We start from the raw sequence: 22,060 nt of genomic DNA, 5'->3' as shown, positions 1-22,060 counted from the left end.
CCGGGGGCGGGATCGGGCTCCGCAGCGGGCGGAAGGGGTTCCGGGGCAACCGGCGGATCAGGGGGAAATGGGGGCAGCGGGGTCGGCGGCTCGGGGGGCGGGGCGCTGCTCGTCGTCGGGGACGTCGTGACGGACGTCGTCGCCCGCCATCGGGGCCCGCTCGCCTCGGGCACGGACACTGTTTCCGTGATCCGGACCCTGCCGGGCGGGGCGGGCGCCAACGTGGCGTGCTGGGCGGCGCACCGGGGGTGCCCGGACGTCCGGCTCCTCGGCCGGGTGGGCACGGAGTCGGCGGCCTGGCACGAACGGGAGCTGACCGCCTGCGGGGTACGGCCCCGGCTCGTGGTCGACCCGCAGGCGGCCACCGGGACGGTGATCTGCCTGGTCGACACCGGTGCCGCCGCCGAGCGGACGTTCCTCACCGACAGCGGCGCGTCCCTGCGGCTCGGCCCGGAGGACTGGTCGGACGCCCTGCTGGACGGGGTCGGCCGGCTGCATCTGTCGGGCTACCTGCTGTTCTCGGAGTCCGGGCGCGCGCTGGTGGGCACGGCGTCGGCCGCGGCCCGCGCGCGGGGGGTGCCGGTGAGCCTCGATCCCGCGTCGGCGGGCTTCCTGGCGGACCTGGGCGTCGACCGTTTCCTGACCCTCGTCGAGGGGATGGACGTGCTGCTGCCCAGCCGTGCCGAGGCCTGTCTGCTGACCGGGCTGCTCGACGGGGCGGCCGCCGCGGCCGCGCTGAGCCGGGTGGTCCCGCTGGTGGTGTCCAAGGAGGGCGTCGACGGCGCGCTGGTGGCCCGCGACGGCGCCGTGCTCGTCCGCGTCCCCGCCGCTCCGGCGACGCCCCTGGACACCACGGGCGCCGGCGACGCCTTCACGGGAGCCTTCCTCGCCGCGCTGCTCGCGTGCGCCGACGAGATGGCCGCGGCGGCCGAGGGGTGCAGGGCGGGGGCCCGCGCGGTGGAGCGTGTGGGCGGCAGACCACCCGCGCGCGGCGAGGGCGCGGTGCCGACGACGCACCGGACGCACGCGGGCTAGGCGCACCACGCCACCGCGCCACCGCGCCACCGCCGAGGGCACCACGCCGCGAGGGCACCACGCCGGGTGGGCGCTCACCTCGAGCGGGCCGCCTCCCCCGTCGGCCGACGCCCGCTCACACGTTGCACCCGCCCGGGTTCTCCGCCCGCCCGTGCCCACCACCCGCTCGGGCCGCTACCCCTTGCGTCCCCAGGCCGAGATCAGCGGGGCCGTGGCCAGGTCCATGCCGCCCGCGGCGACGTTCGCCAGATGCCGGTCGATGTCCTCGTCGGTCGCGAGGCCCGCTTCGACGAGGCGGCCGCGGATCTGACGGACCGTCGCGGACTCCAGGGCCGCACAGCCGGGTGAGGTGACGGGGAAGTAGGCGTCGGCCTCGACACGGTGCAGCCCTGCCTCGCGGAGCAGGCGCGGGAGCTTACGGCCGTAGGCGAGGTCGGCGCCCCGGGCTTCCAGGAGCTTGCGGAAGCCGTGCCGCAAGCGGTTCGCCAGCTGCTGTTCGGGGCCGTACTCGTCGGGGCAGATCAGGGGCTGGAGGGCGGGGTCACCGTCCTCGATCAGGAGCCGCCCGCCCGGCCGCAGTGCCCTGACCATGGAGCGCAACGCCCGCTCCCGGTCCGGCACATGGACCAGCACGAGCCGGGCGTGCACCAGGTCGAAGCCCTCCATCGGCGGTTCCTCGGTGCCGAGGTCGTGGACGCGTACCTCGACCGGGGGACGGCCGGCCGGCGTCAGCAGGGAGGTGTCGATGTCGGTCGCGAGGACCTTGCCCGTCGGACCGACCCTCTTCGCCAGCCAGGAGACCACGGAGGTGCCGCCCGCACCGGCCTCCCAGCAGCGCCAGCCGGGCCCGACCCCGAACGCCTCGAGGTGGCGGAACGTCGTGGCGTCGAAGAGGGCGGCGAAGGCGTCGAAGCGTTCCTCCGCCTCGGGCTGCCGGTTGTCGAGGAGGTACCCGTCGGGTCGCGTCATGCCGCGATCATCCCAGTTGTCCGGCTCGTCGGAGGTCGTCGACGCGGCCGGGGCGGGGTGCGGGACAGCCCGCCGGGATGCGGTCGGCGACACCGGGAACCCGGACCGGGAACGGTCGGCCACCGGACCCGCGAACCATGCCGGGTGTCGTCGTCCACAGGCGGGAACAAAGCGGAACCTGCCCTTTCCACAGGCTTGGCCCCGGTCTGTGCGGGCCTGGCAGACTGGCCCGCCAGGACGCAGCGGCGCGGTCCGCGGACAGACACACAAGGAGACCCAGATGACCATGGCAGGGAATCTGCGGAAGGTCACCGGCCTCGGAAGGGTCGGCGGCCTGCGCAGGGTGGCACGGCTGGCCCGGCGACGGCCGCGGGTCGACCTGAGTCACCCCGCGCGGTCCCCGCTGGGTTCCTCGGTGGTGAACTGTGTGGCGTACCGGGACGGCGTGCGGGCCCCGCGCGGCGGTGACCTGGTCGACACGGTGGAACGGGTGCGCAAGCAGGGGCACGGCTTCGTCTGGCTCGGCCTGCACGAGCCGACGAACGACGAGTTCGCGGGCATCGCCGAGCTGTTCGACCTGCATCCGCTGGCCGTCGAGGACGCCGTCGAGGCCCATCAGCGGCCGAAGGTCGAGCGGTACGGGGAGACCTTGTTCGCGGTGTTCAAGAAGGTCTGCTACGTCGAGCACGAGGAGCTCACGGAGACCAGCGAGGTGGTCGACACCGGCGAGATCATGGTGTTCGTCGGCCGGGACTTCGTGATCACGGTGCGGCACGGCCGGCACGGGTCACTGGGCCCGCTGCGCGAGGAGCTGGAGTCCGACACCACTCAGCTGGGCAAGGGGCCGTCCGCGGTGCTGCACGCGGTCGCGGACCATGTGGTGGACGACTACCTCAATGTCATCGACTCCGTGCAGGAGGACATCGACAGGGTCGAGACGGACGTCTTCGCGGCGAACGGCGCTCGGGCGGATCCGGGCCGCATCTACCAGCTCAAGCGTGAACTCCTCGAGCTGAAGCGGGCGGTGGTGCCGCTCGGCCGTCCGCTCCTGGATCTCGCGGACCGGCCCGTCCGGGTGATCGACCCGGAGATACAGGCGTACTTCCGCGACGTCTCCGACCACCTGCTGCGCGCCACGGAACAGATCGCCGCCTTCGACGAACTGCTCAACTCGATCCTTCAGGCGCACCTGGCTCAGGTCACGGTCGCGCAGAACGAGGACATGCGGAAGATCACGGCCTGGGCCGCGGTGATCGCCGTGCCGACCATGGTCTGCGGGATGTACGGCATGAACTTCGAACACATGCCCGAGCTGCACTGGAAGTTCGGCTATCCCCTGGTCATCGGCGTGATATCCGTCGCCTGCTGGGTCCTGTACCGGGGGTTCCGGCGCAACGGCTGGCTGTGAACGACGGCTCTGCCCGGCCGGCCACCGCACCGCGGCCGGTGCCCGGCGGATCAGGAAGCGGCGGATCCTGAGGACAGGACCGGGAGGGATGGATCAGGTCCGGGCCGGATCAGGACCGGGCGTAGACGGTCTCGGCCCAGGTGGCGATCTGTTCCTCGGGCAGGTGCCGGGCGAGGTCGGCCTCGCTGATCATGCCCACCAGGCGCTTGTTCTCGATGACGGGCAGCCGGCGGATCCGGTGTTCCTGCATCTCGTGGAGCACCTCGCCGACGTCGGCTCCCGCGTCGATCCAGCGCGGTGTGCCCTGGGCCATCTCGCCCGCGGTGACCTTGGCGGGGTCGTGCCCCACGGCCACGCAGCCGACGACGATGTCCCGGTCGGTGAGGATCCCGCAGAGCCGCTCGTTCTCGTCGCTGATGGGCAGCGCGCCGACGTTCAGTTCACGCATCAACTGGGCGGCGCGGTCGAGGGTCTCATGGGCGGGGATCCACTGGGCGCCCCGGTGCATGATGTCTCCGGCGGTGGTCATGAAGTACCTCCCGGTGCCCGACGGCCGGCGCGGCGCGGGAAGGCACCGCTGGTCCCGGCGCCCTACATTCTTGTAGCGCCGCATGGCGCCCGCACCCGGAGGACGGCTCCGCGACACGGCACACCGGACCCGGCGCTCACCGGGCGCGGCGTCAGCCGCCCCAGGCCGGATGGCGAGGGTCGTCCGCGCGGACCAGGACGTCGGCGGCCGCGGCCGGATCGGTCTCCTGGACGTAGCGCTCGAAGGCGGGCAGCGTCCAGTGGTCTGCCTCGGGGGTGCGGCGGCGCAGGGCCGGCGGTGAGAGAAGGACGTGCACGGTCAGGTCGAAGGGGAACCAGTGGCGCAGCAGAAAGGGGCCGTGCAGCAGCAGGAAACCGCCGGGCGGGAGGGGGACGTAGGGGCTGCGGGTGGCACGGTCGGTGACGGGGTCCCGGAGATCGGGCAGGATCCGGCCGTCGCCACCGGGTTCGAGGGGATCGAACACCTCGCGCCACAGAGCGCCGGTGTCGAACCAGCCGTCGTAGTAGGCGTCGACATCGTGGTGGCCGTACTCGAGGCGGAGGGAGGCGGGGCGCAGGAAGCCGTGCGTGTCCACGACCCGGGAGGGGCGCCCGCGGGCGCGCAGGGCCTCGGCGACGCGCTCGGCGAGGTCTCCGGGGCGGGCCGCCGGGGCGCCGTCGAAGGCGATGCGCGGACGACGGATCCCGTCGTCGGGCTTCAGGTCGAGCAGCCGCTCGGCCAGGAGGTCGCCGAGCCGTTCCCAGGTGATCGCTTCGAGTCGCACACGGCCCATGATGCGTCAGACGCCGGTCCGGCTGCCTGGCCCCGGTGCGATCCGGGTCCGTCGCCGACCAGGGTCGACCGCGTCCGGCACGGCCCACGACCGCCAAGGACCGGCCCCGGCCGGTACGCCCCACGACCGCCCAGGACCGACCCCGACCGATACGCCCCACGACCGCCCAGGACCGACCCCGACCGATACGCCCCACGACTGTCCCGAACGGTACGGGAGCACCCGGGCCGCACTGCATCCCCTCGGACTGCCCGGGACCCGGTGGCCAGGTGCCGGCGCCTCCACCAGGGGGCATGAAGGCTCTATGGCAGCCCCAGCCCCCACCGTCCCCGGCCCCGCCCCCGCCCCCGTCCGCGGGCCCGCTCCCACCCTCGCTCCCACTTCCACCTCCACCCCCGCCCCCGCTCCCGCTCCCAGCCCGGTGACGCCCGCGGCCCGTGCCGGTCTCGTCGTCGTCCAGCCGCTCCGGCGGAAGCACTGTGCAGGGTGCCGTCGCGGGCCGCTGCCGATGCTGGTCCTGGAGGACGCCGCGCCGCGCTGCCTGGACTGCGCCGATCTGGGGCACCTGGTGTTCCTGCCGCGTGGTGACACGGCTCTGACCCGCCGGTCGCGGGAGGAGAGCGGGCTGTCGGCGGTGGTGGTCCGGTTCAACCGGCGCAAAGGGCGCTACGAGCGTCAGGGCGTCCTGGTGGAGGAGACGGCGCTCGCCCGCGCCGAGGAGCGGTGCCTGGCGGACGCCGAGGCACGGCGACGGCGCCGCACCCGGGACGCGCGGCGCCGGGCGGCGCAGGACGCGCGCTTCGCGCGGGAGTTCGCGGCGGAAATCCTGCGGCTGCTCCCCGGGTGCCCGGGAGACCGGGCGCGCGCGATCGCCGCGCACGCCTCCCTGCGGGGCAGTGGCCGGGTGGGACGCAGCGCCGCCGGGCGGGCGTTGTCCGAGGGGGCCGTCGTCTCCGCGGTCGTCGCGTCCGTACGGCATCTGGACACGCCGTACGACCGGCTGCTGATGAGCGGGGTGCCCCGGCACGAGGCACGGCGGCGGATCGCGGCGGACGTGGAGGCCCGGATGCGGACGTGGCGGGAGGGCGGCCAGGGCACCGGTGGCGACGGCACCGCCGACGAGGCGACCGGCAGCGAGGGGAACGGCGGCGAGGGAAACGGCGGCGGGACGGTTCCGGGGCGCTGACGGCTCTCCGGTGGACGTCCGCGCATGTCCGCGCGCGTTTCACCCATGGCCGCGGATCATGCACGGGATTTCACTTGAGGTGAGGGACGGACCCGGGCAGGATCTCCGCTCTACGGGTGGGAGTTGACGTTGTCATGATCGATGGACCGTACGAGGTGCTCGCGATGGTGGGCACGGTGACCGCGGGGGTGATGGCCGGCGTCTTCTGTGCCTTCTCGGTCCTGGTGATGCGGGGACTCGCCGCGCTGCCGCCCGCGCAGGGCGTCGCGGCGATGAACGCGATCAACTCCTCGGCGATGACGCCGGCGTTCATGGTGCTGTTCCTCGGTGCGGCGGCGGTGTGCGCGGTGATCGCGGTGGTGACCTTCGTCCTGTGGCCGGACGACGGCACGCTCCAGCTGCTGCTGGGCAGCGCGCTGTATCTGTGCGGCGCGTTCGGGGTGACGGTGACGGCCAATGTGCCGCGCAACGAGGCGCTGGCGAAACTGGAACCGGGCACAGCGGAGGCCGTCACGTACTGGCCGGTCTATCTGCGCCAGTGGACGCGGTGGAACCACGTGCGCGCGCTCGCCTCCGCGGCCTCGGCGATCGTGTACGTCCTGGCCCTGGTCTGACCCTCTGACCGAACCGAGCGGACCTATCGGTGAGAGCAGTCCGACCGGTCGGAGCGGACCGACCGGTCCGGCCGGGACGCGGTCCCGCCGGGGAGCGGTCCCGCCGGGGAGCGGTCCCGCCGGGGTGGACGAACGGAAAGCGCTGTCCGCCGCTCTGCGTGGGCGGCCGACGGGACGTATCGTGGCCGGAAGAGTGCCGCCCGATGACGCTCGGCCTGTCGCACGCGTACGCGAGGAAGACGCCCATGGCCGATCCCAAGGGATTCATGACCACGCCCCGCGAGGACTGGCCCCGGCGGCCGGTCGAGGAGCGGGTGCGGGACTGGGACGAGGTGTACGTCCCCGGGGCACTGCTGCCCATCGTCAGCAGGCAGGCGGACCGCTGCATGGACTGCGGTGTCCCGTTCTGCCACGAGGCCTGTCCGCTCGGCAACCTGATCCCCGAGTGGAACGACCTGGTGTCCCGGGAGGACTGGCGGGCGGCGAGCGACCGGTTGCACGCGACGAACAACTTCCCCGAGTTCACCGGCCGGTTGTGTCCCGCGCCGTGCGAGGCCGGGTGCGTCCTCGCCATCAATCAGCCGGCCGTCACCATCAAGAACGTCGAGGCCGCCATCGCCGACCGGGCCTGGGCGGACGGGTTGACACCGCCGCGGCCGCCGGACCGGCTCTCCGGCAAGACGGTCGCGGTGATCGGTTCCGGGCCCACCGGGCTGGCCGCGGCACAGCAGCTGACGCGGGCCGGGCACACGGTCGCCGTCTACGAGAAGGACGACCGGATCGGCGGACTCATGCGGTACGGGATCCCCTCCTTCAAGATGGAGAAGCACCACCTGGAGCGGCGGATCGAGCAGATGCGGGCCGAGGGCACGAAGTTCCGCACCTCGACCACCGTCGGGCGGGACGTCATGGCCGCGGATCTGCGGGTCCGCCACGACGCCGTGGTGATCGCCACCGGCGCGACCGAGTGGCGGGAACTGCACGTTCCCGGGCGGGAGTTGACCGGTATACAGCAGGCGATGGAGTATCTGCCGCTGGCCAACCGGGTGGGCGAGGGGGACCTGGAGTCGTCCCCGATGTCCGCCGCCGGAAAGCACGTCGTCATCGTCGGCGGGGGTGACACGGGGGCCGACTGTCTGGGCACGGCGGTGCGCGAGGGGGCCGCGTCCGTGACCCAGCTGGACATCTACGCGCAGCCCGGTCCGGAGCGCGACGAGGACACCGACCCCTGGCCGACCTATCCGAAGATCTACCGGCTCTCGGCAGCGCACGAGGAGGCGCGTGATCTGGGGTCCGCGCCGGCGGCGGACGCGGACGCACGGCTGTTCGCGGCGTCCACGCTCCGTTTCACCGGTGACGAGACCGGCCACGTACGGTCGCTGCACCTCGTCGAGGTCGACGCACGGCGCAGGCCGGTGGAGGGCACCGCGCGGGCCCTCCCCGCCGATCTCGTGCTGCTGGCCCTCGGCTTCTCCGGGCCCGACCGGGAGGACGGGCTCGTCGAGCAGCTGGGGCTGACGCTGGAGCCGCGCGGCACCATCGCCCGGGACGGCGACTTCGCGACGAACGTCCCCGGGGTGTTCGCCGCGGGGGACGCGGCGCGCGGGCAGTCGCTGATCGTGTGGGCCATCGCGGAGGGGCGGGCGGTGGCATCGGCCGTCGACCGTCATCTGACGGGGAGTTCACGGCTGCCGATGCCGATCGGCCCGTACGACCGCCCGATGAGCCGCTAGCCCCGACCGCCGCACCCGAAGCCGACGCCCGCCGCGCCCGGGGCCGGCGGGCCGTGGCCCGCCGATCGTGTCAGCGGCGCTCGTCCGTGCCGGCCACCTTGCCCGTCGCCAGGGCCACCCGGTTCCAGGTGTTGATCGCGCAGATCAGGGCCAGCACCTGGGCCAGCTCCTGCTCGTCGAAGCGGGCGGCGGCCTCGGCGTAGACGCCGTCCGGGACGCCGTCGTCGGCCACCAGCGTGACGGCCTCCGTCAGGGCCAGGGCCGCCTGTTCCCGCTCGGTGAAGAAGTGCCGGGCCTCGCGCCAGACGGCGACCATGTGCAGCCGTTCCTCGCTCTCGCCGGCCTTGCGGGCGTCGCCGGTGTGCAAGTGGAGGCAGTACGCGCAGCGGTTGAGGTGCGAGGCGCGGATCTGGATCAGCTCGACGAGCGCCGGGTCGAGGCCCTGGCGGGCGGCGGCGTCGAAGCCGATGAGGGCGCGGAACGCCTTCGGGGCGGTCTTCCCGAAGTCGAGCCGGGACCGTGCGGCCACCCCCGCGTCCGAAGCCACGGCCCCCGCCGAAGCCGATGCCCCCGCCTCCGCCTCCGCCCCCGCCGCAGCCGCAGTCGCAGTCGCAGTCGCAGTCGTCACGTCGGTACCCGTGGCGTTCGTCGTCGTCATGCAATGCGTCGTCATGTCTCTCAACCTACGGGCCGCAAAGACCCCCTGTAGGGTGCATTTCCATGGTGGATTCGTGGGTCGATTCCGCGGAGCGGATCGGTGCCGACCTGCATGTGGAGCTGGCCGGTCCGGGCGGTCGGCGGGCCGCCCTGATCCGGGCCCTGCGTGAGGCGGTGCGCGGCGGGCGCCTGCCTCCCGGCACCCGGCTGCCGCCGTACCGCTCGCTCGCCGCCGATCTCGGCGTGGCCCGCAACACGGTGGCCGACGCGTACGCGGAACTCGTCGCGGAGGGCTGGCTGACCGCCCGGCAGGGGTCCGGTACCCGGGTCGCCGACCGGACCGAACCGCTGCGGCCCGCGCACCGCACACCCGTCAGGGCACCCGCACGCACGCGTGGACCCCTGCACGACCTGCGGCAGGGCACACCGGACGCGTCGTCGTTCCCGCGCGCGGCCTGGCTGACCTCCTACCGGCGGGCCCTCCAGCAGGCGCCCCACGAGGTGTTCGGCCCCGGTGACCCGGCGGGCCGCCGGGAGCTGCGGGAGGCCCTCACCGTCTATCTGGCACGCGCGCGCGGGGTGCGCGCCGAGCCCGAGCGCATCGTGATCTGTTCGGGCTTCGCCCATGCGCTGCGGCTGCTGTTCGGTCCGGGCGGCGGGCTCCCGCGCGGTCCGCTGGCCGTGGAGGCGTACGGCCTGGAGTTCCACCGGGGTCTGCTGGCGGCGGCCGGCGTGCGGACGACCGTGCTGCCCCTGGACGCGGACGGGGCGCGGGTGGAGCGGCTGGATCGCGAGCGGGCGGTACTGCTCACCCCCGCGCACCAGTTCCCGACCGGTGGTCCCCTGCACGCGAGCCGCCGGGCCGCCGTGATCGACTGGGCACGCGCGCGGGGCGGGGTGCTCCTCGAGGACGACTACGACGGGGAGTTCCGCTACGACCGCAAGCCCGTCGGCGCCGTGCAGGGACTCGATCCCGAACGGGTGATCTACGTCGGCTCGGTCAGCAAGAGCCTGTCGCCCGCGCTGCGCCTGGGCTGGATGGTGCTGCCCGAGCGCTATGTCGACGGGGTCCTGGCGGCCAAGGGCGAGCGGGAGGCCTGGGCGAGCGTGCTGGACCAGCTGAGTCTGGCCGACCTCATCACCTCCGGAGCGTACGACCGTCACGTACGGCGGATGCGGCAGCGGTACCGCGGTCGCCGGGACCGGCTGGTCGACGCGCTCGCCGCGCAGGCGCCGCACGTCGAGGTCACCGGGGTCGCGGCCGGTCTCCACGCGGTGCTGCGGCTGCCGCCCGGCACCGAGCCGTCGGCGCTGAAGGCGGCCGTCTGGCAGGGCGTCGCCCTGGACGGTCTGGCCGCCTTCCGGCATCCGACGACCGACATGGCACCGCGGGACGGTCTCGTCGTCGGGTACGCGACGCCGCCGGAGCACGCCTACGGGGCGGCGCTGGAGGCGCTGTGCCGGATCCTGCCGCCGGCGGACGCGGGACGGCGCGGCGCCGCCGGACGTGACGACGCGCCGTGAGCCGTCCCGGGGACGTCCCACGGCGCGCGCGGCACCGGTCGCGGCGGGCTCAGCGCTTGCGGCCCACCGCCCCGTATCCGGGGATCACCCCGTCGTCCTGGCCCGGTACCGGTTCGCCGAGTTCGGGGTGCCAGTCGGGCACCACCGCGACGCCGGGTTCGACCAGGTCGAGCCCGTCGAAGAAGCGGGTGAACTCGGCGCGGGACCGCAGGGCGAGGGTGACGCCCGCCGCCTTCAGCTTCTCCGTCGCGGCCGCGGACTCCTCCGGGGAGAAGTCGGCGGTGGCGTGGGTCATCATCAGGTAGCTGCCGGAGGGCAGCGCGGCGAGCAGCCGGCCGACCAGCTCGTGCGCGCCGTCCTCGTCGGGGACGAAGTGCAGCAGCGCGACCAGTGAGAGCGCCACCGGCCGGCCGAGGTCCAGGATCTTCCCGGCCCCCTCGATGATGGCGTCCGGATCACGGACGTCCGCCTGGAGGTACTCGGTGACGCCGTCCGGCGTGCTGCGCAGCAGGGCGGCCGCGTGGGCCAGCACGATCGGGTCGTTGTCGCAGTAGACGACGCGGGCGTCGGGCGCGATCCGCTGGGCGACCTGGTGCAGGTTGGGCTCGGTGGGGATGCCCGTGCCGATGTCCAGGAACTGCCGTACCCCGTGGTGGGCCAGCCAGCGGGTGGAGCGGTGCATGAAGGCCCGGTTGACTCGTGCCATCACCGGCACGCGCGGGTCGAGGGCGAGCATCTGCCGGCCCATCGCCTCGTCGACGGGGTAGTTGTCCTTCCCGCCGAGGTACCAGTCGTACATCCGTGCGGGGTGGGGCTTGCTGGTGTCGATCTCTGGGGCTCCGGTGGGGTCCTGCCCGGTCATGAGGCACTCCGTAAGCATGTGACGCGGATGGTGTTCAAGTCATTACCAAATCAAGGGAGTCGAGCAGAAGAAAAGGGAGTGAGCGGGGATGGGGAAGACGGAAGGGGAAGGACGGGTGGGGGGTGAGGTAGGGCGGGTGGGGGGTGGGCTGAGCAAAAGGTGCCAGGCAGGTCGGTTCAGGACAGCAGGAAGTCCGCCTCCCCCGCCTTGGCTCCCTCGATGAAGGCCGTCATCTCGTCGGAGGTGTAGATCAGCGCCGGTCCGTCGGGGTCGGTGGACTGCCGGACGGCGATCCGGCCGTCGGCGAGCTTCATCGCTTCCAGGCAGTTGCCTCCGTTGCCGCCGCTCCACGGCTTGTGCCAGCCCTCACTGCCCAGCTCACGGGCGGGCATGCCGTTGTAGATCCGCTGTGCGCGGACCCTCGGCCTGGACTGGGTCCTGATGTGATTCATTCACAACTCCTTGCGGAGATCCCGGAGGATCTCCTTCGTGCGATGTGCTGTAGCGGCCTGCGCCGCCATGCGGTCCATGACCTCGAGGTGGGTCGCCACCTCGCTGCGGGCGTCGAGATAGACGGCGCCGGTCAGGTACTCGCTGTAGACCATGTCCGGAAGCTCCGGCATGGCGAATCGGAACAGCACGAAGGGCCCGTACGTGCCCGGATGCGGCCCGTTCTCGAACGGGGCGATCTGGAGCGTCACATTGGGCAGCTTCGTGGCCTCGAGCAGGGTGTCGATCTGCGCGCGCATCACCTCCGGGCCGCCGACCGGGCGACGCAGCACCGTCTCGTCCATCACGACCCACAGCCGGGGCGCGTCCTGACGGGTGAGCAGATCCTGGCGTTGCATGCGCAGGTCGACGAGGCGCTCGATGTCCTCCGGGCGGGTCTGGCCGATGGCTCCGGACTTCAGGACGCCGCGGGCGTAGTCCTCGGTCTGGAGCAGGCCGGGCACGAAGTGGGGCTCGTACTGACGGATCAGGGCGGCGGCGCCCTCGAGGCTGACGTGCATCGAGAACCAGCCGGGCAGGACGTCGTGGAACCGCTGCCACCAGCCCGGCTTGTTCGCGTCCTCGGCGAGCTGGACGAAGCCGTCGGCTTCCTCCTCGGTGACGCCGTAGGCCTTCAGCAGCAGCTGGAGGTACGGGATCTTGAGGCTGACCTCGGCCATCTCCATACGGCGGACCGTGGCGGGTGCGACGCGCAGGATGCGGGCGGCTTCCTCGCGCTTGAGCCCGGCGCGTTCCCGCAGGTCCAGCAGGCGCCGACCGAGGACGACCTGTCCGACCGTCGGCGCGGACCGCGGTTCGCTCACGCTCCACCTCCACGAAGAGCCAGGCCGGTCACGCGGGGGCCGCACGAGCCCCGACCCGGCCGGTCACGAAAAGAATCCCGACAGCCCTACGGCGCCGCTCGAAGATCCATTCGAAGATCTGTACGAATGAGTACGGATCTTCGACGGTCCCAACCGGCGCCGTTCAACGTGCTGTTGCGAGCAGTGTGCCACGGCCCTCCACCGCGTCACACAGCACTCTGCATTTTTCAGAGTGACACTTGCCAAGTGTTCACGGCGGGGAGATAGTGGCAAGCGTGATTCCGTCCGCGCCCTTAGGAACAGACGCCGCCGCAGGCCGCCCCCAGGGTCTCGGTGCCAGCGCGGGAGCAGGCCCCGACCAGGCCGCTGCCGAGCGCCGGTTCCGATTCGAACTGGCCGCCCATCCGGGTTCCCCCGCCCAGGCCAGACGCCTGACGAGGGCCCGGCTGACCGGCTGGTCGGTGTGCGAGGACACCTGCGACACCGCCGCCCTGGTCATATCCGAGCTGGTCACCAACGCGATCGTGCACACCGCGAGCGACATCGTCGTCTGCGAGCTGCACGACGGCGAGGACCTGGTGCGCATAGCCGTGCGCGACGAGGGGTGCGCGCCGGGTGAGCCCCATCCCTCCCCGCAGCGCCCCGAGGAGGAGCACGGGAGGGGACTGCTCCTCGTCGAAGCCCTCTGTCACGCCTGGGGTGCCCAGGAGCACGGGCCCGGCCTGCTGGTCTGGGCCGACCTGACCCGCAAGGCCGACGCTCCCCGCGATCCCGCCGAGCCCTGCAACAGCCTGGACCCGGCCGAGCCGCACCACGCCGACCTGCACGAGCTGCTGGACACGCTGGACGAGTTCCACGACGGCCCGGCCGAGCCCCGCACCGGCCCGGCCGTGCCGCGCAACGACCTCGGCTGGGGCGCCCGCCCGAAGCCGGGATCGTCCGACAGCCCGGCCGACGAGGACGAACAGGCCGAGCAGTGGTACCGCGCCATGGCCGGCCGGGCCGCCCGCCGGCCCCACCCCGTGCCGCCGGTCCTGCCCGCCGCCTCCTCCGCCAAGCCCGTCCCCGCACCCGCACCCGCGCCCGCATCCGCGCCCGACAGTCCGGCCCCTCGCATCGCGCCCCAGTGGCATCGCGCTCCCGGTGGCCACGGCGGATACGAGGGCGGCCGCGACGGCCGGCCGGCCGGCCACTCCGCCGGACCCCTCCCGCTCGAGCACGGCCGCGAGCGGGGAAGGGCATGAGCGCGGTCTCCGGCAGGGCTCCGCTGCTGACCCTCGACACGCTCGTCCGCCTCAAGCGCGGGCCGGGCGGTAAGCACACCCCCGAGCCGCCGCGCCGGCTGGCCGTGCCCGACGGCATGACGGCCCCGCTGGGCTGCGACGCCGTCTCCGTCCCCGCCCGGCTCGGCCCGCTGCTGATGCCGCGCCTGCCGCGGGTGGGGTGCGTCTACGCCGACGAGGCACGCTGGTGGTGGCTGGTGCCCTCGGACTCCGACTACGCCCTGGAATGGCCCGCCCCCGCGCACTACGCCACGGGCGCCCTCCTGCCGGACTCGCCGCACGTCCCCGGCCTCATCCACCGACCGGACGGCACGCTTCCGTACACCCCGCCGATCCCCCTCTACCTGGCGCTGTGCCGCCTCACGGGCACGACGCCCACCTGGTCACGGGCGATCAGCGCCTGAGCCCCTCCGAGAAGTCCCCTCCGCACCACCGCTAGCCCGTCCCGGGGCCGTCCCGGCGCACGCCCGCGCGTCCCGGCTCTCCCCTCCCGCGCCCTGCCCTGCCCCGCTCCGTCCCGCGATAGTGGCCGTTCGTCGACTATCGCGACCGGGGAGGGCCGACGGTGGGAGAGGCACGAGAGGCGGGCACGGCACAGGAGGCGGGGAAGACACGCGAGGCCGGGACGCCACGGGCGACCGGAAAGACGTCGGCGGCCGGGAAGAACCTCCCGCCCCAGGGGCCCGACGAGCGTGACGTGTCCGAGTCGGAGCGGCTCCTCTTCGGCGGCCCGCTCCGCTACGACATGGGATGGAACCAGCACCGGGACGCCTTTCTGGAGCTGAACTTCCGCGCCATGCTCACCCGGCTGCCCTCCCTCCTGCGCACCAGCTTCCGGCTGGCCCGGCAGGCCGACCCCAAGGCCGCCCGGATCGTGCTGTCCGCCGAGATCGCCCGGGGCGTGGCGCAGGCGATCGGCCTGCTCGCGATGAACGCCGTGCTGGGCCGGCTCATCACCGGCGGCCCGATCGAGGACCGGCTGCGCGGCGCCGCCCCCGCGCTGGCCGCCATGGCCGTCGTCCTGCTCGTCGGTGCACTGCTGCGGGCCGCGTCGACGTATGCCACCGGGCGGCTGGAGCCCAAGGTGGAGCGGGTGGCGACCGAGCTGTATCTGGAGCGGGCGGCCGCCGTCGAGCTCTCCGCGATCGAGGACCACGCCTTCCACAAGCTGCTGGACACCGCGCAGTACGGCGCCCGGTCCAGCCGCTACATGATCAGTCACGGCACGCGGGTGGTGAACGCGATGATCTCGCTGGCCGCGTCGGCCGGGGTGCTCACCGTGCTCCACCCGCTCCTGCTGCCGCTGCTGGTCACGATGACCCTGCCGAGCGCCTGGAGCGCCCTCACCAACGCCCGGCGCCGCTACGAGTCCTTCCACACCTGGGTGCAGCACGCCCGCGCGGGGCATCTGATCGCCGAACTCCTCACCGAGCCGGCGGCCGCGCCCGAGATCCGCGTCCACGGCGTAGGCCCCTTCCTGCTGCGGCACTTCCGCGCGATGTCCGAGACGGCGGAGGCGGAGCAGGCCCGGCTGGCCCGGCTCGCGGCCCGTACCGGGCTGTTCGCGGCGACCTGGACGGGCCTGGCGACCCTGGCGACCTACGCCACGCTGGGCGGACTGCTGCTCACCGGGACGATGGCGCTGGCGGTGGCGGGCACGGCCGTGATCGCGATCCGCAGCGGCTCGGCGAGCCTGAACACCCTCGTCCTGGAGGTCAACCAGCTGCACGAGGAGGCCCTGTTCGTGGGCGACCTCCAGCGTCTCTACGTGGAGGCGGCCGACCGGGCGATCCCGGTGGGCGGCGCGGCCCTGCCGGAGGACCCGCGCGAGATCCGGTTCGAGAACGTCACGTTCGGCTATCCGGGGGAGTCCGCGCGTCCCGCCCTCGACGACGTCAGCCTCGCGCTGCCCCTCGGCCGGATCATCGCGCTCGTCGGTGAGAACGGCTCCGGCAAGACGACCCTGGTGAAGCTGCTGGCAGGGCTGTACCGGCCGGACCGGGGACGGATCCTGTGGGACGGCGTGGACGCGGCGGACGCGGACCGGCACCAGCTGGCCGAGCGCATCGCGATGGTGGCGCAGGACTTCAAGCGGTGGCCGTTCACGGCCCGGGTCAACGTCGCCATCGGCCGGTCCGCCGCGCCGCTCACCGAGGAACGGCTGGCCGCTTCGGTCGCGGAGGCGGGCGCCCAGGAGGTGGTCGACGACCTGCCGCGCGGCCTGGACACCCTGCTGGCCCGGCATTTCAGCGGCGGTCACGAGCTGTCCGGCGGCCAGTGGCAGCGCCTGGGCATCGCCCGCGCGGCCTATCGGCGCGGACGCATCCTGATCGTGGACGAGCCGACGGCGGCCCTGGACGCCCGGGCCGAACTGGAGGTCTTCGAGAAGATCCGCGCGCTGGCCGACAGCGGCCAGACGGTCGTGCTGATCACCCATCGGCTGGCGTCGGTCCGGCACGCGGACCTGGTGCACGTCCTGGACCAGGGCCGGCTCGTGGAGTCCGGCACCCCGGACGAGCTGCTGGCGGGCGGTGGTGTCTACGCCGAGCTGTACACGCTCCAGGCCGAGCAGTTCACGGCGCAGGTGCCCGCCCCCTCACAGGCGGGCTGACGCCTCACCGCGCGGTGTCGCCGCCCCGGACGACCACCAGGAAGGTGTCCGAGTCGAGGTCCATGACGACCTCGGCGGCCAGCCCTTCCATCCGTCGCGCCCGCGCGAACTCCTCCGCCGGCCACGAGCCTCGCGGCCCACCCGCGGGAAAGCGCTCGAGCACGGTCCGCCCGTTCACCATCTCGCACCTCCGATCAGCGTCTGCTTGTAGGAGTTAACGCTCTTGGGAGGGTGATGGCCTCGGCAGGTTGCGGTACTGAGACGTAGTTGACACGCGCTCACCGCAGAGTGTGAGAATCCGGTCACCTTACGAACATGTCGGGCACACTCCGTGTCAGTACTCGTACTCGTCGTGGTAGCGGAGGCGTACGCCGTCCGGCCGCCCCAGTGCCGTCAGGTCCAGCAACGTCGTCGCGGGGCCGAGCCGGTCGAGCTCGCGGTCGAAGACCGAGTACGTGTGGAAGACCCGGTCGCCCTCCCGGAGGAAGCAGCTGACCCCCGGCCGCTCGGCGAGGCCGCCGGGCTGCCCCACCGTCGCCTCGAAGTCGCCGTTGAAATCACCGTCGTACGACGAGTACCAGGGCACCGTCCAGCCCATGCGCGCCTTGAACGGCAGGATCCGCGGGAACGGCGCCCGGGACACCACCGCGAACGAGGTGCCGCACGCGTCGAGGTGCGCGAGATGGCCGACCTGGTCGAGGAAGGCGGCGCAGCAGCGGCAGCCGGACCGCCACTCGGGGGCGAACATGAAGTGGTGGACGACGAGTTGTCCGCGGCCGCCGAACAGGTCGAGGAGCCGGGCCTTGCCGTCGCCGCCCTCGAACACGTACTCCTTGTCGACCTCGACCATGGGCAGTGAGCGTCGCGCGGCGCTCAGCGCGTCCCGCGCGCGTGCCACCGCCTCCTCCTTGGCCAGCAGTTCTTCGCGCGCCGCGCGCCACTCCTCGCGCGAGACGATCTCCGGAAGCTCCGGATGCGCCATGGCTGCCCCTCCTGTGCGACGGTCCGTCGAAGGGGTGACTCGCGCGCGGCACGAAACTCATCGCCGTCCGGCTCCGAATACTCCGGGTGCCCCGGGGGAGCCGGGCGCTCCGGATGCTCCGGGTGCCCCGGGGAGGGCGGTGGAGAAGGCGTCATCGTCTCGACGTACGACGGTGTCGTGCCCCCGGGTGAGCCGTGGCGCGCATCCTGTCCCGGACCTGTCGCCGGGCCCGGCGGGCGGGCACCCTGGCGCCACGACACCTTCTGATCGGAGCCCGGCATGCTCCTCGGCACCTGGAACCTGGAGAACCTCTATCGGCCCGGAGGTCCGTACGGCCCGCGGGACAAGGCCGCCTACGAGGCGAAGCTCGCCGCCCTCGCCGCCGTCGTCACCGCGCTCGATCCGGCCGTGCTCGGCGTCCAGGAGATCGGGGAACCTCAGGCGCTGGCCGACCTGCTGGAGACGGTGGGCGGCACCTGGCACGCGGCGCTGTCCGCGCATCCCGACGGCCGGGGCATCCGGGTCGGCGTGATCAGCCGTACGCCCCTGGAGGTGCTGGCCGACACGCGCGCGTACCCGGCGCGGCTGCGGCCCGTGCAGGCGGACGACTCGAGGGCCACCGCGGACGGCTCGGGCCGTGGCTTCCTCGCGGTGGAGACGGTCACACCGGCCGGGCCGCTGCGGGTGGCGGTGGCCCATCTGAAGTCGAAGCTGCTGTCGTACCCGGGTGATCGTTTCTTCCCGCGCGACGAGGGCGAACGGGCCCGCTACGGCGCGTACGCCCTCTACCGCCGGGCCGCGGAGGCGACGGCACTGCGCGCGCTGGCCGACGATCTCCTGGACGGCGACGGCCGCGCGCGTGACGTGGCGGTGCTGGGCGATCTGAACGACGAGGTCCAGGCGGCGACCACGCAGATCCTGCTCGGTCCGCCCGGCTCGGAGATCGGCACCCGCGGGTTCGAGGCGCCCGACCGGGGCGACGCCGACCGCCTGTGGGACGTGGCGCCGCTGATCCCCGCCGACCGCCGCTGCTCGCGGATCAACTCCGGTCGCCGCGAGCTGATCGACCACATCCTGACGAGCCACCGCCTGGTCCACCGGCTGACGTCGGCGGGTACGGGGACGGATGCGGGGCCGGGGGCGCCGAAGGGATCGCGGCTGCCGTCGGTGGGTCCCGATCCGGCGACGCGCAGGAACGAACCGGGGTCGGACCACGCCCCGGTGTGGGTGCGGATCGACTGACGGACAGCACAGTCCACCGACGGCCAGAGCAGGGCAGGGCAGGGCACAGCGGGCGGGAGCGAGTGCCAGCAGGGCAGGGCGCAGCGGGCCGGAGCGAGTGCGGGCAGGGCCGGGCTGCGCCCTGCCCGGCTATCCGGCCACCGGCAGGTCCGGCACGGGGGCCCGCAGGCCCACCCGGTCCCGCCCCGCGGCGAGTTCGTCGAGGAGTTCGGCGAGCCGCTCCCGGTGCCGTGCGGTGAGCCGTCCGGCGTCGTCGAGGTGGACGGCGCAGGCGGTGGTGGTGTCGACGAGCCGTTCGAGGACGGCGGCGACCTCGTCCGTGCCCTCCGTGTGCCGGGCGACGGCCGGCAGTTCGTGGGCGGCGAGGGCGATGGCGGTCCGGGCCTCGGCGAGGGCGCGGTAGGCCTCGCGGCGCAGGGTCCAGCGGGCGGCACGGTCGTCGGGGCCGTCGAGCACATGGGTGAGGTAGGCGTGCGCGGCGCCCGCGGCCGCGGCGAGCCGGGCGCGTACCTGGCCGCCGCGCTCCCCCGGCATCGGCAGATGTCCGACGATCAGCACGATCGCGCAGGCCAGCAGGGTTTCCGCGATCCGGGCTGTGGAGGCCTGGGGCTCCCCGCCGACCATCACCAGGGACAGCACGAGGACGGTGACGACGGCCGTCTGGGCGGCGAAGTGCCGGGTGGACACCGGGATGAGCGCTCCGCACAGCGCGACCAGCGCCACCAGCCCCTCCGGCCGGGGCAGCACGGCGGCGAGACCGGCGAAGAGCAGCGCCCCGAGCACGGTCCCCGCGGCCCGGCAGAGCACCCGGGAGACCAGCGGTCCGAGGTCGGGCTTGACCAGGAAGACGGCCGTGGCGGGCAGCCAGTACCAGTGCGTGTGCCGGCCGTACCACTGGGAGTGGTAGAGGGCCTGCGCGACGGCGGCGCCGGCCCCGAAGGACAGGGCGACCCGCAGCCCGTACTCGCGGCCGCCCGCCCCGAACGCGGTGCGCAGCAGGTCGCGGACGCCCCGTCGGCGGGCGTGCAGGTCCCCGCCGCCGCCCTGGTCGAAGGCGTCGGCGGCGTGCAGCAGGGCGTCGTCGAGGGCGCGCAGTGCGGGGGCGGACCGGGAGGGCGCGGGCAGCGGCCCGGTGTGCGTGTTCCCGCGGACGGCGGCGGCGAGCCGCCGGGGCCCGGCCGAGGCCCGCTCGGAGAGGGGTTCCGCGGCCCAGGCGAGGGCGGTCGCGGCCTCGGCCAGGGGCAGCGCGGCGGCGTACTGGGCGCGCAGCCTGCGTTCGGCGGCGGAGCCGGCCCCGCGCCGGAGCCGGGGGCCGGCGAGCGCGTCCTGGGCGTGGTCGAGGGCGGCGGTGAGCGCGGCGCGCCGGGCGGTGGCCTGCCCGGTGCCCGCGGCGTCGAGCAACTCCGCGACGGCGTCGTACACGCGGGCGACCGCGTCCCGTTCGCCGTCGAAGCGGAAGTCGCCGGTCATCGCGCCGGGGGTGGGCAGCACGAGCCGCAGCGCGAGCAGCCACCCGGCCCCGGCGAGAAAGGCGAGGGCGCGGAGCCACCCGGTCTCCGGGACGGGCATCCCGGCCCCGATCGCGGAGGCGACGAGCAACTGCGTGCCGGCGCCGGACGCGACGGGCCCGATGGCACTCATCCCGCCGGCGAGGAGCCCGAGTCCGGTGAGGACGGCGGTCAGCGCGACGGCCCCGACGTGATCCCCGACATAGGTCCCGACGAGCAGCCCTCCCGCACCGACGAGCGCGGGGGCGCCGAGCCGTTTCACGGCGGTCCGCCTGCTGCCGGGCCGGTCGTTGATCCCGGCGAGCATCGCCGCGATGGCGGCGATCACCCCGAGGGAGATCCGGCCGGCGAGGACGGACACGAGGAGCAGCGGCCCGGCGGCCAGTGCTCCCCGGGTGACCGCGCTCCAGGGCACGGGCCCGCGCTGGGTGCGCAGGGCGTGGGCGAGCCAGGGTGGAAGGGCGGTGAGGGGGGTGCGTGCGCGTGCGGGAATGTGCGGGCGCGGGGACACGGAGCTCCTGTCGGGACGAGGGCGGGGTGTGCCTTCGGGCGACGGTGGCCGGGGCTTGTCAGCTGTGAGCTGTGAGCTGTGGTGTCAACGGTACGGGGTGTTCTCGCGAAGGCGGGGACGGCTGCGTTTCGGCGAGGTGACACCTGGCCCGGATCCCGGGTTCTTCATGAACGCGAGGCCGGAAACGGGAGCGGGGCCGGGGGCGTAGCCTGCCCCCGGCCCCTGTGGAGCCGCCCATGTCGCACACCGGCGCACTTGAGGACCCAGGTCAGTCGTGATGTCGTCGCGTCCTGCCTTTGGACCACCGCGCATCGAGCTGCGCGGGCCGGACTTGAACCGGCACTTCGACGTCCGGGGGCCTGGGCCCGGTCGCTCCGGCGATCGGCGGCGAATGCTGAGTCTGGAGCGAGAGTCTGAGATTCAACGCGATCCGTCCCTGGATGTCTCGGCGGGTACGGTTCGCTCGTCACGACAAGCTTCAGCTTCAGCTTGCGCTCCTCGCGCACCCCGGTCACGAAGGACCGGGGAGTCTCGAAGGCTACCCGAACAGATAGCCGAACACGGCGTCACCGACCCGCTGGTCGACGACTTCGGCGCCGTTCGCCTCCTCGCGGGCGAACTTCACCGCCTGCTGCACCTTCTCCAGGCGGGCCAGCAGCTCGTTGACCCGGCGGGCGGGGAGGGCCCCGGAGAACTTCACGGTCGTCCAGTAACCGACCGGCACGTCCTCGTAGTACACCTCGACCTGCGCCGGGTGCTTGTCGGTCGCCTCCGCCTTCACATGGTTGCGCGGCACCTTCTTGGTGCGCAGCGTCCGCACCGGCTCGGTCTTCCACGCGTCGGTGGACGGGTCCTGCGCCCAGGACTCGGAGGCGTCGAGCACCGGCAGCCTGCGCACGAAGGCGGTCAGGTCGACGAGCTGCTTCTCGAGGAAGAGCAGGTAGGACACGGGTACTTCGGCGACGAGTACACGGCCGTCGACCTTCACGTCGGCGCGGGCGGTGCAGTTGGCCCAGTCCTTCGTGGCGGTCACGTCGAACAGCCGGGTCAGGGTGGCCGCGGTCTCCCGCAGCACGTCCTCGGCCTTCACCTGCACCCGCGTCGACTCGGGCGGCAGCTGCTCGCCCTCCTCGTCCTTGGGCTGGTAGGTCCGCGAGATGCCGGCCAGCAGCGCGGGCTTCTGGAGTCCGTGCTGAGCCGTGCTCAGGTCCTGGTGGGCCTTGGACTTGATGCCCTTCTCGACTGCGATGATCTGATTGAGTTTCGCCACGACGACGACGGTAGTTGCTCCGGCACCGTC

20 protein-coding genes and 1 pseudogene are annotated in these 22,060 nt (G+C 73.5%); 10 read left to right on the top strand and 11 right to left on the bottom strand.

Annotation, left to right across the window (positions count from 1 at the left end; genetic code table 11):
• Positions 1–105: 105 nt before the first annotated feature.
• Positions 106–1,035: a carbohydrate kinase family protein gene (locus AOQ37_RS32080; protein ID WP_062649954.1), complete on the top strand. Its 930-nt coding sequence runs from the start codon at positions 106–108 to the stop codon at positions 1,033–1,035.
• A gap of 174 nt (positions 1,036–1,209) precedes the next feature.
• On the opposite strand, the gene AOQ37_RS32075 is transcribed toward AOQ37_RS32080, so the two are convergent.
• Complete coding sequence (locus AOQ37_RS32075; protein WP_062649953.1) at positions 1,210–2,004, bottom strand: methyltransferase domain-containing protein; 795 nt, start codon at positions 2,002–2,004, stop codon at positions 1,210–1,212.
• 280 nt (positions 2,005–2,284) lie between these two features.
• Between AOQ37_RS32075 and AOQ37_RS32070 the strand changes: the two genes are divergently transcribed.
• Positions 2,285–3,412, top strand: a complete 1,128-nt coding sequence (locus AOQ37_RS32070) for a magnesium and cobalt transport protein CorA (protein WP_062649615.1) — start codon at positions 2,285–2,287, stop codon at positions 3,410–3,412.
• 109 nt (positions 3,413–3,521) lie between these two features.
• Here AOQ37_RS32070 and AOQ37_RS32065 read toward each other — a convergent pair whose 3' ends face one another.
• Positions 3,522–3,941, bottom strand: coding sequence for a CBS domain-containing protein (locus tag AOQ37_RS32065; RefSeq protein WP_062649613.1), 420 nt, complete (start codon positions 3,939–3,941; stop codon positions 3,522–3,524).
• Positions 3,942–4,092: 151 nt separating this feature from the next.
• Positions 4,093–4,734, bottom strand: coding sequence for a nucleoside/nucleotide kinase family protein (locus tag AOQ37_RS32060; RefSeq protein ID WP_199825114.1), 642 nt, complete (start codon positions 4,732–4,734; stop codon positions 4,093–4,095).
• A 421-nt stretch (positions 4,735–5,155) separates the two neighbouring features.
• On the opposite strand from AOQ37_RS32060, the gene AOQ37_RS40940 reads away from it, so the two are divergent.
• The 3 genes from AOQ37_RS40940 to AOQ37_RS32045 all read left to right on the top strand — a co-directional run bounded on the left by AOQ37_RS40940 (position 5,156) and on the right by AOQ37_RS32045 (position 8,267).
• The gene (locus tag AOQ37_RS40940; RefSeq protein ID WP_234437077.1) at positions 5,156–5,920 is read left to right on the top strand and encodes a DUF2293 domain-containing protein; all 765 of its coding nucleotides are present in this window, start codon (positions 5,156–5,158) and stop codon (positions 5,918–5,920) included.
• A gap of 134 nt (positions 5,921–6,054) precedes the next feature.
• Positions 6,055–6,534: an anthrone oxygenase family protein gene (locus AOQ37_RS32050; protein WP_062649611.1), complete on the top strand. Its 480-nt coding sequence runs from the start codon at positions 6,055–6,057 to the stop codon at positions 6,532–6,534.
• A 245-nt stretch (positions 6,535–6,779) separates the two neighbouring features.
• Positions 6,780–8,267, top strand: a complete 1,488-nt coding sequence (locus AOQ37_RS32045; RefSeq protein WP_062649949.1) for a glutamate synthase subunit beta — start codon at positions 6,780–6,782, stop codon at positions 8,265–8,267.
• A 70-nt stretch (positions 8,268–8,337) separates the two neighbouring features.
• On the opposite strand, the gene AOQ37_RS32040 is transcribed toward AOQ37_RS32045, so the two are convergent.
• Complete coding sequence (locus AOQ37_RS32040; RefSeq protein WP_063781201.1) at positions 8,338–8,814, bottom strand: carboxymuconolactone decarboxylase family protein; 477 nt, start codon at positions 8,812–8,814, stop codon at positions 8,338–8,340.
• A gap of 173 nt (positions 8,815–8,987) precedes the next feature.
• Here AOQ37_RS32040 and pdxR point away from each other — a divergent pair, with 173 nt between their 5' ends.
• A complete protein-coding gene (gene pdxR, locus AOQ37_RS32035) occupies positions 8,988–10,448 on the top strand; it encodes a MocR-like pyridoxine biosynthesis transcription factor PdxR (protein ID WP_062649607.1) in 1,461 nt (486 codons plus the stop codon).
• A gap of 49 nt (positions 10,449–10,497) precedes the next feature.
• On the opposite strand, the gene AOQ37_RS32030 is transcribed toward pdxR, so the two are convergent.
• The 3 genes from AOQ37_RS32030 to AOQ37_RS32020 form a co-directional block, all read right to left on the bottom strand.
• Positions 10,498–11,310 (bottom strand): SAM-dependent methyltransferase, encoded by an 813-nt coding sequence (locus AOQ37_RS32030; RefSeq protein ID WP_062649605.1) that lies wholly within the window; start codon positions 11,308–11,310, stop codon positions 10,498–10,500.
• Positions 11,311–11,486: 176 nt separating this feature from the next.
• Positions 11,487–11,762: a DUF397 domain-containing protein gene (locus AOQ37_RS32025; RefSeq protein ID WP_020131864.1), complete on the bottom strand. Its 276-nt coding sequence runs from the start codon at positions 11,760–11,762 to the stop codon at positions 11,487–11,489.
• Complete coding sequence (locus tag AOQ37_RS32020) at positions 11,763–12,623, bottom strand: Sco1979 family transcriptional regulator (RefSeq protein WP_062649603.1); 861 nt, start codon at positions 12,621–12,623, stop codon at positions 11,763–11,765. It abuts the gene before it with no gap.
• 266 nt (positions 12,624–12,889) lie between these two features.
• Between AOQ37_RS32020 and AOQ37_RS42210 the strand changes: the two are divergent.
• The 3 genes and pseudogenes from AOQ37_RS42210 to AOQ37_RS32005 form a co-directional block, all read left to right on the top strand.
• Positions 12,890–13,402 (top strand): annotated as a pseudogene (locus tag AOQ37_RS42210) (ATP-binding protein); the annotation flags it as partial.
• Positions 13,403–13,863: 461 nt separating this feature from the next.
• Positions 13,864–14,310, top strand: coding sequence for a hypothetical protein (locus AOQ37_RS32010; RefSeq protein WP_062649599.1), 447 nt, complete (start codon positions 13,864–13,866; stop codon positions 14,308–14,310).
• Between the two features lie 341 nt (positions 14,311–14,651).
• On the top strand, positions 14,652–16,517 hold the full coding sequence (locus tag AOQ37_RS32005) for an ABC transporter ATP-binding protein (RefSeq protein ID WP_234437076.1): 1,866 nt from the start codon (positions 14,652–14,654) through the stop codon (positions 16,515–16,517).
• Positions 16,518–16,521: 4 nt separating this feature from the next.
• On the opposite strand, the gene AOQ37_RS40935 is transcribed toward AOQ37_RS32005, so the two are convergent.
• Positions 16,522–16,698 carry a DUF8839 family protein gene (locus AOQ37_RS40935; protein ID WP_199825112.1) on the bottom strand — a complete coding sequence of 59 codons (177 nt, stop codon included), beginning with the start codon at positions 16,696–16,698 and terminating at the stop codon, positions 16,522–16,524.
• 153 nt (positions 16,699–16,851) lie between these two features.
• A complete protein-coding gene (locus tag AOQ37_RS32000; RefSeq protein WP_062649597.1) occupies positions 16,852–17,499 on the bottom strand; it encodes a DUF899 domain-containing protein in 648 nt (215 codons plus the stop codon).
• 279 nt (positions 17,500–17,778) lie between these two features.
• Between AOQ37_RS32000 and AOQ37_RS31995 the strand changes: the two genes are divergently transcribed.
• A complete protein-coding gene (locus tag AOQ37_RS31995) occupies positions 17,779–18,741 on the top strand; it encodes an endonuclease/exonuclease/phosphatase family protein (RefSeq protein ID WP_062649595.1) in 963 nt (320 codons plus the stop codon).
• 129 nt (positions 18,742–18,870) lie between these two features.
• On the opposite strand, the gene AOQ37_RS31990 is transcribed toward AOQ37_RS31995, so the two are convergent.
• Both AOQ37_RS31990 and AOQ37_RS31985 read right to left on the bottom strand, forming a co-directional pair.
• Positions 18,871–20,760: an FUSC family protein gene (locus tag AOQ37_RS31990; protein ID WP_062649594.1), complete on the bottom strand. Its 1,890-nt coding sequence runs from the start codon at positions 20,758–20,760 to the stop codon at positions 18,871–18,873.
• 538 nt (positions 20,761–21,298) lie between these two features.
• The gene (locus tag AOQ37_RS31985) at positions 21,299–22,030 is read right to left on the bottom strand and encodes a DUF7873 family protein (RefSeq protein ID WP_062649592.1); all 732 of its coding nucleotides are present in this window, start codon (positions 22,028–22,030) and stop codon (positions 21,299–21,301) included.
• Positions 22,031–22,060: the final 30 nt, after the last annotated feature.

Source organism: Streptomyces maremycinicus (assembly GCF_001184025.1).
Taxonomy (GTDB): domain Bacteria; phylum Actinomycetota; class Actinomycetes; order Streptomycetales; family Streptomycetaceae; genus Streptomyces; species Streptomyces maremycinicus.
This window is presented reverse-complemented; position numbering and strand designations above follow the sequence as displayed.

Coding starts and splice junctions, on each gene's coding strand:
- AOQ37_RS32075 (WP_062649953.1), bottom strand. CDS start 2,004: ATGACGCGACCCGACGGGTACCTCCTCGACAACCGGCAGCCCGAGGCG.
- AOQ37_RS32070 (WP_062649615.1), top strand. CDS start 2,285: ATGACCATGGCAGGGAATCTGCGGAAGGTCACCGGCCTCGGAAGGGTC.
- AOQ37_RS32065 (WP_062649613.1), bottom strand. CDS start 3,941: ATGACCACCGCCGGAGACATCATGCACCGGGGCGCCCAGTGGATCCCC.
- AOQ37_RS32060 (WP_199825114.1), bottom strand. CDS start 4,734: ATGGGCCGTGTGCGACTCGAAGCGATCACCTGGGAACGGCTCGGCGAC.
- AOQ37_RS32050 (WP_062649611.1), top strand. CDS start 6,055: ATGATCGATGGACCGTACGAGGTGCTCGCGATGGTGGGCACGGTGACC.
- AOQ37_RS32045 (WP_062649949.1), top strand. CDS start 6,780: ATGGCCGATCCCAAGGGATTCATGACCACGCCCCGCGAGGACTGGCCC.
- pdxR (WP_062649607.1), top strand. CDS start 8,988: ATGGTGGATTCGTGGGTCGATTCCGCGGAGCGGATCGGTGCCGACCTG.
- AOQ37_RS32030 (WP_062649605.1), bottom strand. CDS start 11,310: ATGACCGGGCAGGACCCCACCGGAGCCCCAGAGATCGACACCAGCAAG.
- AOQ37_RS32025 (WP_020131864.1), bottom strand. CDS start 11,762: ATGAATCACATCAGGACCCAGTCCAGGCCGAGGGTCCGCGCACAGCGG.
- AOQ37_RS32010 (WP_062649599.1), top strand. CDS start 13,864: ATGAGCGCGGTCTCCGGCAGGGCTCCGCTGCTGACCCTCGACACGCTC.
- AOQ37_RS32005 (WP_234437076.1), top strand. CDS start 14,652: ATGGGATGGAACCAGCACCGGGACGCCTTTCTGGAGCTGAACTTCCGC.
- AOQ37_RS40935 (WP_199825112.1), bottom strand. CDS start 16,698: ATGGTGAACGGGCGGACCGTGCTCGAGCGCTTTCCCGCGGGTGGGCCG.
- AOQ37_RS32000 (WP_062649597.1), bottom strand. CDS start 17,499: ATGGCGCATCCGGAGCTTCCGGAGATCGTCTCGCGCGAGGAGTGGCGC.
- AOQ37_RS31995 (WP_062649595.1), top strand. CDS start 17,779: ATGCTCCTCGGCACCTGGAACCTGGAGAACCTCTATCGGCCCGGAGGT.